The sequence below is a fragment of the Arthrobacter sp. 4R501 genome (assembly GCF_002929755.1).
Taxonomy (GTDB): Bacteria; Actinomycetota; Actinomycetes; order Actinomycetales; family Micrococcaceae; genus Arthrobacter.
In genome coordinates this window covers 1-12,415 of the sequence record NZ_PJIW01000024.1, presented here as the reverse complement: position 1 = coordinate 12,415, position 12,415 = coordinate 1, and the positions used below count along the sequence as shown (strand labels likewise).

General features: G+C 64.8%; 13 protein-coding genes and 1 pseudogene. 7 read left to right on the top strand and 7 right to left on the bottom strand.

The annotated features are described in order from the left end of the window. Positions 1-28 precede the first annotated feature (28 nt). From CXR02_RS19440 to CXR02_RS19430, 3 genes are all read right to left on the bottom strand, one after another. A complete protein-coding gene (locus CXR02_RS19440) occupies positions 29-946 on the bottom strand; it encodes a carbohydrate ABC transporter permease (RefSeq protein WP_056340828.1) in 918 nt (305 codons plus the stop codon). Beyond that, on the bottom strand, positions 943-1,911 hold the full coding sequence (locus CXR02_RS19435; RefSeq protein WP_104063479.1) for a carbohydrate ABC transporter permease: 969 nt from the start codon (positions 1,909-1,911) through the stop codon (positions 943-945). Before CXR02_RS19435 ends, CXR02_RS19440 begins: the two co-directional genes overlap by 4 nt. 62 nt (positions 1,912-1,973) lie before the next feature. Then, positions 1,974-3,323, bottom strand: coding sequence for a sugar ABC transporter substrate-binding protein (locus CXR02_RS19430; protein ID WP_056340831.1), 1,350 nt, complete (start codon positions 3,321-3,323; stop codon positions 1,974-1,976). Positions 3,324-3,593: 270 nt separating this feature from the next. Between CXR02_RS19430 and CXR02_RS19425 the strand changes: the two genes are divergently transcribed. Next, positions 3,594-4,517: an AraC family transcriptional regulator gene (locus tag CXR02_RS19425; protein ID WP_104063478.1), complete on the top strand. Its 924-nt coding sequence runs from the start codon at positions 3,594-3,596 to the stop codon at positions 4,515-4,517. Positions 4,518-4,584: 67 nt separating this feature from the next. Then, positions 4,585-5,010, top strand: a complete 426-nt coding sequence (gene arr, locus CXR02_RS19420) for an NAD(+)--rifampin ADP-ribosyltransferase (protein ID WP_181037295.1) — start codon at positions 4,585-4,587, stop codon at positions 5,008-5,010. Positions 5,011-5,244: 234 nt separating this feature from the next. On the opposite strand, the pseudogene CXR02_RS19415 reads toward arr, so the two are convergent. Together CXR02_RS19415 and CXR02_RS19410 are read right to left on the bottom strand one after the other, a co-directional pair. Further along, positions 5,245-5,604: pseudogene (locus CXR02_RS19415) on the bottom strand (alpha/beta fold hydrolase); the annotation flags it as partial. A 45-nt stretch (positions 5,605-5,649) separates the two neighbouring features. Then, a complete protein-coding gene (locus CXR02_RS19410) occupies positions 5,650-6,318 on the bottom strand; it encodes a metal-dependent transcriptional regulator (protein ID WP_104063477.1) in 669 nt (222 codons plus the stop codon). A gap of 70 nt (positions 6,319-6,388) precedes the next feature. Here CXR02_RS19410 and CXR02_RS19405 point away from each other — a divergent pair, with 70 nt between their 5' ends. The 4 genes from CXR02_RS19405 (at position 6,389) to CXR02_RS19390 (ending at position 9,962) form a co-directional block, all read left to right on the top strand. Further along, entirely contained in the window at positions 6,389-7,525 is a 1,137-nt protein-coding gene (locus tag CXR02_RS19405; protein ID WP_258061134.1) for a multicopper oxidase domain-containing protein, read from the top strand. Continuing rightward, positions 7,522-8,754 (top strand): ZIP family metal transporter, encoded by a 1,233-nt coding sequence (locus CXR02_RS19400; protein WP_104063476.1) that lies wholly within the window; start codon positions 7,522-7,524, stop codon positions 8,752-8,754. The genes CXR02_RS19405 and CXR02_RS19400 overlap by 4 nt, the downstream gene beginning before the upstream one ends. 303 nt (positions 8,755-9,057) lie before the next feature. Next, positions 9,058-9,282 (top strand): hypothetical protein, encoded by a 225-nt coding sequence (locus tag CXR02_RS19395; RefSeq protein WP_104063475.1) that lies wholly within the window; start codon positions 9,058-9,060, stop codon positions 9,280-9,282. 107 nt (positions 9,283-9,389) lie between these two features. Continuing rightward, positions 9,390-9,962: an MOSC domain-containing protein gene (locus CXR02_RS19390; RefSeq protein WP_104063474.1), complete on the top strand. Its 573-nt coding sequence runs from the start codon at positions 9,390-9,392 to the stop codon at positions 9,960-9,962. A 35-nt stretch (positions 9,963-9,997) separates the two neighbouring features. Here the strand turns inward: CXR02_RS19390 and CXR02_RS19385 are convergent, their stop codons facing one another. Together CXR02_RS19385 and CXR02_RS19380 are read right to left on the bottom strand one after the other, a co-directional pair. Continuing rightward, positions 9,998-10,369 carry a VOC family protein gene (locus tag CXR02_RS19385; protein ID WP_104063473.1) on the bottom strand — a complete coding sequence of 124 codons (372 nt, stop codon included), beginning with the start codon at positions 10,367-10,369 and terminating at the stop codon, positions 9,998-10,000. Between the two features lie 94 nt (positions 10,370-10,463). Beyond that, positions 10,464-11,195 (bottom strand): TetR/AcrR family transcriptional regulator, encoded by a 732-nt coding sequence (locus CXR02_RS19380; RefSeq protein WP_104063472.1) that lies wholly within the window; start codon positions 11,193-11,195, stop codon positions 10,464-10,466. A gap of 120 nt (positions 11,196-11,315) precedes the next feature. Between CXR02_RS19380 and CXR02_RS19375 the strand changes: the two genes are divergently transcribed. Beyond that, positions 11,316-12,341 (top strand): NAD(P)-dependent alcohol dehydrogenase, encoded by a 1,026-nt coding sequence (locus tag CXR02_RS19375; protein ID WP_258061133.1) that lies wholly within the window; start codon positions 11,316-11,318, stop codon positions 12,339-12,341. Positions 12,342-12,415 lie beyond the last annotated feature (74 nt).

The window sequence follows — 12,415 nt, the reverse complement described above, 5'->3', positions numbered from 1 at the left end:
GAAATGGAAGGCCGGGTGCCGGGCGGCGTTATTTCACGGCGCCGAGGGAGAGACCCTGGACGAGCTTGTCCTGGGCGGCGAAGCCGGCGAACAGCACGGGAAGGGAGATCACGACGGCGGCGGCGCAGACCTTGGCGAGGAAGAGGCCCTGGCTGGAGACAAACCCGGTGAGGAAGACCGGCGCGGTTCCGGCCATGACGCCGGTGAGGACACGGGCCAGCAGCAGTTCGTTCCAGCTAAAGATGAAGCAGATTAGTGCCGTCGCGGCGATGCCGGGCATGGCGACGGGCGCAATGATCTTCCGCAGCGTCAGGAGCAGGCCGGCGCCGTCGATCTGGGCGGCTTCCAGCATTTCCACCGGCACTTCGGCGAGGAAGGAGCGCATCATCCAGACCGCAATGGGCAGGTTCATTGACGTGTACATCAGGATCAGGAACCAGATGTTGTCCAGCGCGCCCACCGTCTTGGCGAACAGGAACAGCGGCAGTATCGCCGCGACCACCGGCATCATTTTCGTGGAGAGGAAGAAGAACATCACGTCGGTCCACTTCTTGACCGGCCTGATGGACAGTGCGTACGCCGCGGGGATGGCCAGGGCCAGGACAACGACCGTGGACAGGATGGATGCAGTTGCCGAGTTGATCAGCGGCGGCCAGGGGCTCACCCCGGAGCTTGCGCCAAAGAACTCCGCGTAGGCGTCCAGGGTCAGGTTCGCCGCGACAGACGGCGGGTTCGTGGCGGCGTCCGTTTCGGAGTGGAACGACGTCAGGATCATCCACAGGACTGGGGCGGCGAACAGCAGGGCGAGCAGCCAGGCGGCGAGGCCGGCGGCGGTGTTGTTGCGGGTGGGGTCCATGCGGGACTTGCCGCGCCGCCGGGGCCCGACGTTCAGTGCGGTGGGGCCAGCGGGCGTGTTGCGGGGTGCGGCAGGGGTGAGGGTGCTCATCGTGCTGCCTCCTTCTTGAAGAGCGAAAAGACGGTGCGGAGGGCGAAGGTCGCCACGATGATGGTGCCGATGACCACCACGACACCGGCGGCTGAGGCCAGGCCGTATTCGTTGGCGAAGTAGAAGGTCTGGTAGATGGCGTAGGGCAGGTTGGCGGTGCCCAGGCCGCCAGACGTAAGCGTGAACACTGCGTCGAAGTTCTGCACGATGTAGATGGCTCCGAGCAGGCCGCCGAGTTCCAGGTACTGGCGCAGGTGCGGCAGCGTGAGGTGGCGGAAGATCGCCCAGGGCGTGGCGCCGTCCATCTGGGCGGCTTCCACGGTGTCCATGGGCCGGGACTGAAGGCCCGCGAGCAGGATGAGCATCATGAACGGCGTCCACTGCCAGACCAGTGAGACGATCACAGCCATCAAGGGCGTTTGCGAGAGCAGGTCCGGCTGCGGCGGTGTGTCGCTGCCGAACAGTAACCAGATCCAGGTCAGGGTGCCGTTGATCAGGCCGTACGTGGGGTTGAGCAGGGCGTGCTTCCAGATGAGGGCCGCGGCTACGGGAACCACCAGGAACGGTGCAATCAGCAACGTGCGGGCGAGACCGCGCCCAATGAACTTCTTGTCCAGCAGCAGTGCCAGCCCCAGCCCGATGAGCAGGCTGGCCAGGACGACGGAGACGGTGAGCACGATGGTTGTGAAGATGGCCTGGCGCAGGTCCGCGTTAGTGAGGACCTGGATGTAGTTGTCGAACCCGGCGAACCCGGTCTGGTCCGGACGCAGGCTGTTCCAGTTGAGGAAGGAAATGATCAGGGTCACCACGAACGGCAGCTGGGTGACGATGATGAGGAAAATCAGGGCCGGCAGCAGCGGCGCACGCCGAGCCCAGGCCAGGGCGCGTTCACGGGACCTGGCGTTCTTGGAAGGTTTCGTTGCGCTGTGCCCGGTGCGGGCGGTGCGCGCTGTTGCGGTAGTCATGGTGTTCTCCTGCGGTTCTGTGGCCCGCCCTCAGGCGGGCCACAGATCCGGTTGTGGGGTGGTTACTTCTTGTACTTGTCGCCGATTTTCTGGGCGGCTTCCTGGCCCTTGGCCAGTGCGTCAGCCACGGTGCCCTGGCCGGCGATGGCCGAGCTCACACCCTGGGAGACAGTGGTGCCCAGGTCGGCGAACTCGGGGATGCCGACGAACTGGATGCCAACCACGGGGCGTTCCTGAACGCCTGGATTCTTCGGGTCGGCGTTTTCAATGGCGGAGCGTTCTGCCTCGAAGAACGGGGCGGCCTTTTGGAAGTCGGCGTTCTCGTAGGTGGAGATGCGCTTGCCGGACGGAACCTTGGCCCAGCCCAGTTTTGACGCCACCAGTTCCTCGTACTCCTTCGAGCTTGCCCAGGCAATGAACTTGCCTGCTGCGTCCTGCTTCTTGGACGCAGCCTGGACGCCCCATGACCATGTCCACAGCCAGCCGGAGGAGTCAGTCTTCTTCACGGGAGCCTGGGCGTAACCGATCTTGCCCTTCACCGGAGAAGCATCTGCTTCCAGGGCGCCGGCGGCTGACGTGGCGTCATACCACATGGCCACTTTGCTCTGGCTCATGTTGTTCAGGCACTCGGTGAATCCGGCCTGGGCAGCGCCTGCTTCACCGTGCTCGCGCACCAGTTTGGTATAGAACTCTGTGGCCTCGGTGAATTCGGGGGAGTTGACCTTGGCGTTCCAGTCCTTGTCGAACCAGGTGCCGCCGAAGGTGTTCACCACCGTGGTCAGCGGTGCGAAGACCTGGCCCCAGCCCGGCTGGCCACGGAGGCAGATGCCCTTCATTCCCGGGGCTGCGCCGTCGGCCTGTGCCGCTATCTCAGCCACCTCATCCCACGTGGGCTTCTCTGGCATCGTCAGGCCCTTGGCCTCCAGGATGTCCTTCCGATACATCAGGAAGGAGGATTCGCCGTAGAACGGTTCGCCATAGAGCTTGCCGTCCGTGCCGGTGAGGGAGGCCGTGTAGGCCGGCAGGATGTCGTCCTGGTCGAACTCCGCGTCGTTGGCCACGCTGTCAAGCGGCGCGAGCCACTTGTTCGCGGAGTAGAACGGGATCTCGTAGTTGGACAGGGATGCGACGTCGTACTGGCCCGCCTGGCTGGAAAACTCCTGGCTGATCTTGGCCCGGACATCGTTCTCCGGCAGGATCGTGTAATTGACCTTGATGCCGGTGTCCTTGGTGAAGTTGTCAGCGGTGAGCTTCTGCAGGTCCTCCATTTGGGGGTTGTTCACCATCAGGACGTTGATGCTGTTTTGGTCCCCGGCGGTGGTCCCACCGCCGGCTCCGGAGCAGGCGGACGCAGACAGTGCAAGACACAGGGCACCGGCGGCCAGCGAGGCAGCGCGCATTTTTGAGCGCATTAAGGACTCCTTTGTTCTTCATGGGGGTGCACAGTCACCTTGTTCCGGCTGCTTTGCCGAGGTAGGGACTGAAGCGGGGCACTGGATCTACAAGTTGGTGTCCCGCTGATGTTCCTCAACATTAGGCCTGTGGGATAGGGGACAACTAGCGTCCTGGTTGCCGATTTCTGATACTTATTTTCCGGTCCATTTCGAGGCAGTAGGCGTTAGTCTGGGGAAAGGCTGCCTAAAGCTGTCCATAATTCATAAGACCCAGTACGGAGATTCCCCATGACTGCCGCGGACACCGCCGACGGAGCAACGGCCAGGCTGGCCGAACGGCTGCTGGGCATGCGTGCCAGCAGGGAGGTCATCCCGGCGGACCCGAACCATTCCGTCCGGTGGCACGAGCATGACTACCCCACCGCGGCGGCCCGCTGGAACTACCATCCCGAGTACGAGATCCACCTGATCAGGAAGGGCACCGGCAAGTTCATCGTCGGGGACCACATCGGCACGTTCGAGGCCGGGCATGTGTCCCTGGTGGGATCAGGACTGCCCCACGACTGGGTTAGCGACCTCGAGCCCGGCGAGGTCATTGCCGGCAGGGACGCCCTGATCCAGTTCGATGGAAAGTGGGTGGAGCAGACTGCGGCCCTCGTCCCGGAGCTGGCCGAAATCGAACCCCTGCTGGAACAGTCCGCACGCGGCATCGAGTTTCTCGGGAGCACGGCACTGTCTGCGGCCGCATCCATCGAAGCGATGGGCACCGCCACCGGGCTGGGGCGTCTGCACCACCTGCTGGAACTCTTTGCCATCCTTGCGCGCTCACCGCAGGAGGACCGGCGCTACCTCGCTGACGAATGGTTCAGGCCGCAGCTGGACGGCCAGGCCGCGGCGGTGGTGGACATTGTCCTGGAGTACGTGTTCGGCAATCACGCCGGCACCGTCAAGATGTCCGAGGCGGCGGCCCTGGTAGGCATGTCCGAGCCGACCTTCTCGAAATACTTCAAGCGCGCCACCGGGCAGAACTTCAGCGATCTGGTCCGCAAACTCCGGCTGGCCCATGCACGGCGGCTGCTCGAGCGCAGCGACAAGCCCATCTCGGACATTTGCTACGAAGTCGGGTTCTCCAACCTGTCCAACTTCAACCGGCACTTCCTGAACGACGCCGGCGAAACGCCCCGGAACTACCGCCAACGAATGCAGGGGTGACCCACACCCAACGTGCCCTAAGCGGTCGGCGAGCTAGAGTGGAAGCCCACTTTCGAGGAGGCCATGCATGGAGAAGGAACCGATGCCGTCCGAGGCCAGGGATCCCGGGCCCTTCTACCACGGCACCAAAGCTGAACTGAAGCCAGGGGACTTGCTGAAACCCGGCTTTACGTCGAATTTCGGGGAGGGAAAGACGGCGAACTATATCTACCTGACCGCCACGTTGGATGCGGCTACCTGGGGAGCGGAGCTCGGGGTGGGCGAGGGACCAGGCAGGATCTACCGCGTGGAGCCCACGGGACCCTTTGAGGATGACCCCAATCTGACGGACAAAAGGTTCCCGGGCAACCCGACGAGGTCCTACCGCACGCAAGAGCCCTTGCGAGTGGTTGACGAGATCTTGGATTGGCAGCCCCATTCCCCCGAGGTGCTTCAGAACATGCGGAACCACCTTGAAGAACTCAAACGGCTGGGCATCGAGGCAATCAACTGAACTCCCGCCCCATCTGCTTGCCGAGCAGATTGGCTGAGTGCTCCAACCGGGCTGAGCGGCCATCTTCGTTACGCCAACGGAGCCGACGACGGCGGGACCTCCCGCCGTCGTCGGCTTCCCCAAGTAACACGGTGCTTTTGCGGCGATAAACTGCCGGATCCACTGGATGGTTTCCGGACGGTCCAGATGGAGGCCATGACCCGCGCCCGGGACCTTGACCTGCGTGGAGCGGCGAATGTGCTGGTGCAGTTGGACGGCGTTGGGCATGGGCGTCAGGGCATCGTCGGTGCCGTGGAGGATGAGGGTGGGCGCTTCCATGGAGCCGAGCCGGCTCCATGCGTCGTGGTCCCGGCTGGCGCGGAAGTGGCGTGCCTTGGCCCAGGCGGTTGCCCGTGAATTGAAGAAGGTGTGTGTTGCATCGGGGTAGCGCTTTGCCCATTCCGTAGCGAAGAACAGGGGCTCGAGGCGCCATGTCGCCGCTGACCAGGGCTTCCCATGGCGTCCTTGGTGGGCTCGGCGCCGTCGGGAGCCAGGGCAATCTTCACCGTGACGCTCTATCTTTACCCGCGGCCAGGCCGCTGCCGTGCAGGGCACGGCGGGCACACGCCGGGCCAGCCCGGAACGCCGTCCGGAGGGCCCTTAGTTTGCCACCACCCAGATGGCTTCTGCCGCGGAGGGGCCAAGATCAACGTCACGGTCCCCGACCCGAATCGTGGTCACGTCCGCATACGGGCGGTGTGCCAATACTTGAAGCCGGGTGTCCGGTCCCAGCCCGAGCTGAGTGAAGTACCGAAGCATGTCCGGGTCCGCGTCCGAGATTCTTGTGATGGTGACCGTCCGTTCCGGTTCCACGGATGTCAGGGGATCCCCTTGCGGGGGGTGCGGTAGCCCATTTGCCGAGGGAATCGGGTCGCCGTGTGGATCCCTGGTGGGGAAGCCAAGCTTCTCGTCGATGCGCTGGATCATGGTGTCGGAAACGGCGTGTTCGAGGATCTCGGCCTCGTCGTGTACCTCGTCCCAGCCGTATCCCAGAACCTGCACGAGGAATGTTTCCAGGAGGCGGTGCCTGCGCACCATTTCGACGGCGTGTGCCCGGCCGGCGGGCGTCAGTTCGATGCTGCCGTAGGGGGCGTGGGTGACCAGGCCCTGCTTTGCCAGCCGACGGATGCCGTCCGAAACGGTGGACGGTTTGACCGCCATCCGCTCGGCCATGGCGCCAACAGTGATGGGGGCCTCGGCCCATTCCGTTGAGGACCAGATCATCTTCAGGTAGTCCTGCGCGGAAGCTGTCAGCTCGGAGACGGTCATATCCCCATATTACCAGCCGAACATGAATGTTAGACTGGCCTAACAAAAGTGTTTGATCAATGGAGATGAAATGGACGGCACGCCGAAAAACGAAGGAAAGACGATGCCGACGCGGCGTGCCATGCTCGCAGGAGCGGCGGCTTTCGCCGCGGCGCCTGCGCTTGCCGGCTGGGTGCCGTTGGATTCCAAGGATCCCGGGCACCACGCCGGACACGGCGGCACGATGTCCGGTCAGGCAGCGAAGGCCTCCACGGACGGTTCCTCAGCGGCGGCCGCTGGTTCGCCCCGCACCGACGCTGGCCACATGGCGAACCATGCCGGTCACGCTGGCTTCGCCGGCGGTTCGGTCCCGCCGGACCGCGCCGGGATCGACCCGACCGCCATCCTGCACGATTTCGATCGAGGCAAAACCAGCACTCTTCCGGACGGCCGCACCCTTCGGGAGTGGGACATCGTCGCAGTGGATATGGACTTCGAGATCGCCCCGGGGGTGACGTTCCCGGGCTGGAGCTACAACGGCCGGATCCCCGGTCCGACGCTCTGGGCGCAGGAAGGCGACGCCCTGCGGATCCACTTCACCAACGCCGGAGCGCACCCCCACACCATCCACTTCCACGGGATCCACCGGGCCGAGATGGACGGCACGCCGGGGATCGGCGCCGGGTCCATCGCTCCGGGCCAAAGCTTCACCTACGAATTTGATGCCACACCATTCGGCACACACCTCTACCACTGCCACCAGTCACCACTGGCGCCCCACATCGCCAAGGGCCTCTACGGCGGCTTCATCATCGAACCCAAAGAAGGCCGGCCGAAAGCCGACAACGAAATGGTCATGGTGATGAACGGCTACAACACCGACGGCGGCGACGACAACGAGTTCTACTCCGTCAACGGCCTGCCCTTCCATTTCATGGACTTCCCTGTCCAGGTCAGGCAGAACGAGCTGGTCAGGATCCACCTGATCAACGTCCTCGAGTACGACCCCATCAATTCCTTCCACGTGCACGGGAACTTCTTCCACTACTACCCCACCGGGACCATGCTGACGCCCAGTGAATACACCGACACCATCTCCCAGGTGCAGGGCCAGCGCGGCATTGTGGAGCTCCGCTTCCCGTACCCGGGCAAGTACATGTTCCACGCCCACAAGACCGAGTTCGCGGAACTGGGCTGGATGGGCTTCTTCGAGGTGAGCGCATCATGAGCCTTGATGAAAAGTCAGCCGCCGCCCTGGCGGCATCACCCCACCGCCGGCCGCCGGTCCCAAGGTGGCTGCTCGGCATTGGCCCGCTGGTCCTGATCGCGATCCTGCTCGGCCTGTTCACCCTGCTCAACGCACCTGGCCTCAACAAACTCTCCGAGGGCGTTCCGCCGAAGGAGGAGGTCGCCGTCGAAGACGTCCGCCTGACGGCCGGCCAGATCACCATTACCGTCCGCAACGAAGGACCGGACCCGGTATCAGTCGCCCAGGTGAACGTCTCGGATTACTACGCCTTGTTCACGCAGACCCGGGAAACCATGGCGCCGCTGGAGTCCACCACCCTCACCATCATCTACAACTGGGTGGAAGGGGATCCCTACGAGGTGGCGCTGGTGACCTCGAACGGCGGCAAGATCCCAGCGGTTATTGACGCGGCCGCCCTGAGTCCGGAGCGCGGCAGCTCCTTCTTCGGACTCATGTTGCTCATGGGGATCTATGTGGGCGTGATACCCGTGGCCTTGGGAATGCTGTGGATGCCGTTCGTGCGCCGTTCGTCCGCGTCCTGGGTCCGCGTCCTCTTGGGAGTCACCGTCGGGCTGCTGGCCTTCCTGGCCTTCGACGCGACCCTCGAAGCCGTGGGACTCGTGGCTGGCAACGGCGCGTTCGGCGGCCCCATGGTCGTCTTCCTCGGCGCCGTGACCGCCTACCTCATCCTCGAGGGAACGGATGCGTGGATGCGCCGGCACCAGAACCCGACCACCGCGGGCAAGCCGGCAGCCCTGCCGCCCCAACGCCTGGCGCTGCTGATCGCCATCAGCATCGGCCTGCACAACTTCGGCGAAGGCCTCGCCATCGGATCCGCGTACGCGGTGGGTTCACTCGCCTTGGGCGCGTCCCTGATCGTCGGCTTCGCCATCCACAACACCACCGAGGGCCTGGCGATCGTCACCCCGCTCGCCAAACAGCCCCCCGGCCTGGGCCGCCTGGCAATCCTGGGACTCATCGCAGGAGCGCCCGCGGCCGCCGGAGCCCTCCTCGGAGCGACCGTGTACCAGCCGGCCCTTGCGGCCTTCCTGCTCGGCATCGGAGCCGGAGCCGTCGCCCAAGTGGCCGTCAAACTCCTGCCAATGCTCAAGGACACCGCGGGCAAGACCTTCACCCCGCTCACCGGCGCAGGCATCGTCCTGGGAATGGGACTGATGTTCGCCACCGGCCTGCTCGTCCAGGCGTAGGCCAGGAAACGGACGACGGCGGGACCTCCCGCCGTCGTGCTCTGGCGCTTAGTCAGGCTCCCCCGATCTTTTTCGCCCCACCTATTGCCCAGGGGCCTTCGCTTCAGGCACACTGGCTACAGATCCGCAGGAACAAATGCTTCCGCCGATCCAGCCCGCCGGACAATTCGGCCGGCCACCGCCCCATCAGAGATGCCGGGCAAACCCTCTGGAACCACCGCTTTCCGCCTCCCCGGGTACGCCCGGCCCCCGGAAGCCTGTGCCCACCCAGAGTCCCGGGATCCCGCCGAGAAAGAGACCACCATGATCAAGCGCCACTCTGACCTCGTCCTGGCAATCACAGCCCACGATCCTGACACCGTCGAAAACGACCTCAACACCGCCGTGGAAATGGCCCGCGAACACGCCATGAGGGAAAGCCGCCACGGCATCCTGGTCACACAGCACAGCTACACCAGCTACACGGTCGCCGTCAGCCGCGATGTCCCTTACGGGCAGACACACGAACGACGCGATCTCCCCGCGTAGCACTAACGTAAGCGGACGACGGCGGAACCTCCCGCCGTCGTCCGTTTCCGTTTGGAGCCTGCGGGAACGGGCACTTAAGCCCCATCGGGGCGCGGTAGTTTGGTGGCATGACGGAAACCTATCGGTACGGCGTGGAGGTCCTGCATCTCCTGGTGTCGCCGGCGCACGCCTACTTCGGCCGGGCCCGCGAGGGTGCCGCGGATGTCCCCACGACGGATGCCGGGCGGGTGGAGTTCGTGGCGGGCAAGGGCATCGTCGGTGATCGGTTCTTCGGCAAGGCCGCGCATATGGACGCCGCTGTCACCGTGTTTGCCATCGAGTCACTCGAGGCCATCGCTGCGGAGTTGGGGACCGCACAGCTGGACCCGCTCCTGACCCGGCGCAATGTTGTGCTCCGGGGCGCCCACTTGGCTCCGCTCCTGGGGCACGACTTTGCCCTGGAATCCCGAGGAGACCTGGTGCGCCTCACGGCCGGGCGGCCCGCCCACCCCTGCGTGTGGATGGATGAGATGCTCGCCCCGGGCGCCCACAAAGCGATGCGCGGCCGGGGCGGCGTGCGGTGCCGGGTACTTTCCGACGGAGTCCTGCACCGCGGGCCGGCGGTGCTGGTCAGCCCTGTGCCGCTGGAGCCCGAACGGGCTGGCGAGGCCACGGTACTTCGGGCGTCGCGGCTGCCCTAGGTCGCGGCTGCCCTAGCGACGTGGCCCCTCGCAGGTTAGACGTGCTGATCGACGAGCACCGGGTTGCCGTCCGGATCAACGACGATAAAGCTCCCCGGACCAGTGGTGGCCTCATCCGCCTCGGACACGAACTCCGTGCCCGCGGCTTTGAGTTCCCGCTGGAGGTCGCGCACATCGGTGAAGGAGTCCAGCGCTTCCGCGTTCTGGCTCCAGCCCGGGTTGAACGTCAGCATGTTCTTCTCAAACATCCCCTGGAAGAGGCCGATGACCGTCTCACCATTCTTGAGGATCAGCCAGTTCTGCGTGATGTCGCCGCCGAAACTCGTGAAGCCCAGTTTCTCGTAGAACGCAGCCGACGCCGCGATGTCCTTGACGGTGAGGCTGATCGAAAAAGCGCCGAGCTGCATGGGTAACTCCACTCTCAAAGGGACGGGTGTTCCGATGATACCCACAAGCCGCAAGCGGACGACGGCGGGAGGTCCCGCCGTCGTCCGCTCCCGGTCAGCCCCGCTCGAGTCGGGCGGCGGCGGAGCTGTAGTCCCGCTGGTGCAGCCGGTCGATGCCGTCGAGGAGCAGGTCCAGGGCGAACTCGAATTCAAACTGGTCGTCACAGCCGCTGCCGACTACCGAGCCGTCATCGTGGCTGGCAGCAGTCGCAACTTGCAGGACGTTCGGGTAGCTGGCGGACATTTCCTGGAACATGGCGGCCTGGACTTCCGGTGCCACCGGAGCGGGAGCGTCGCCATCGGAAGTGGCCGTGGAGTCGAACAGTTCCTGCGTGAAACCCCACATCCGGCTTCCGATGGCATGCATCACGTGGTGCGTGAGGTCTACGGAAAAGCCCCCGGCGAAGAACATGCCGATGAACGAGTCCATGTAGCCAAGGACGGCGGGGGTCGGGTTGGTGCGGGTTTCCAGGACGCGCCTGGCCCACTGGTGGCGCTGGAGCACCCGCCTCGCAGAGAGCACCCGCAGCCGCACCATGCTCTTCCAGTCAGAACCGGCAACGGGAGGGTCAATCTCGCCGATGACCACGTCCACCATGCCGTCGAGGAGCTCCTCCTTGTTGGCCACGTGTTTGTAGAGCGCCATGGGCACCACGTCCAGTTCTTGGGCGAGGCGGCGCATGCTCAGCGGGCCGATCCCCACCTCATCAGCCAGGGAGACGGCCGCCTGCAGCACACGATCCCGGTTCAACCGCGGCCGGCGCTCCACGGCAATCTGCTGAGTCACTGTTCCCTGCTTCCGACGCTGCAAACATCTTCCATTGACAAGTGTACTAAGTACACCTAATGTCAGTCCCATCAGATAGGTGTACGTCGTACACCTCACGGAAAATCGAGGAGCCAAACCATGAACCCAAGCCAGCCGGCGGCCGCTACAGCCGCGGGATCACGGACCATGAAAGCCGCGACCTACCGCCGGTTCGGCGGGCCGGACGTGGTCCGCGTCGAGGAGATCGCACAGCCCGCTCCGCGCGCCGGAGAGGTGCTCATCAAAGTCATGGCCAGCACGGTCAGCGTCGCCGACCACCGCGTCCGCAGCCGCAATGTCCCCAAGGGGCTCGTGGCTTTGACGGCGCTGGCCCTCGGCGTTTTCCGCCCGCGGACCCCGGTCCTCGGCATGGACGTGGCCGGCGTAGTGGAGTCCGTCGGACCGGGCGTGACCGCCTTCCAGGCCGGCGACGAGGTTATTGCGATGCTCGGCGCAGGGTTCGGCGGCCACGCGGAGTACGTGTCCGTTCCGGCGAATGGGCCCATCGCCGCCAAGCCGCGGAACATGGGCTTTGAGGAGGCCGTCACGCTGCTCTTCGGCGGACTCACGGCGAAATCCTTCCTGGGCATGGCGGCTATCAAGGCCGGCGACACGGTTCTGATCAACGGCGCCTCGGGAGCGGTGGGAACGGCCGCCGTCCAGCTGGCCAAGCACCTCGGCGCCCACGTCACCGCCGTGAGCAGCGGGGCCAACCAGGAACTGGTGGAATCACTCGGCGCGGACAGCTTCATCGACTACACCGCAGCGGATTTCACCGCAGACGGCACAACGTACGACGTCGTTATGGACTGCGTGGGGAACGCCCCGTTCGCGAGGGTGCAAGGGAGCATCGCCCCGGGAGGTGCCTTGCTTCTGGTCATCGCCGACCTCAAAGGCATGCTCGGCGCGCGGGGACAAAGCCGCCGAAGCGGCAAGCTGGTCACTTTTGGCGGCCTCAAGCTCACGTACACCGCCGACGATGTTGCCTACCTTGTGGGCCTCGCGGAGGAAGGCAAGTACCGGGCAGTCATCGACAGGACCTACGACCTGGCCGACGTCGTCGAGGCCCACCGCTTCGTGGACACCGGACGCAAGCGAGGCAACGTGGTCCTGCGCATCCGTTAGCCCGGGGTTTTCATGAGGGTGGCGCCCGCCGGGTGTGTTAAAGCGACGAAAGGTGCTTCTGAGCTGGGAAAATA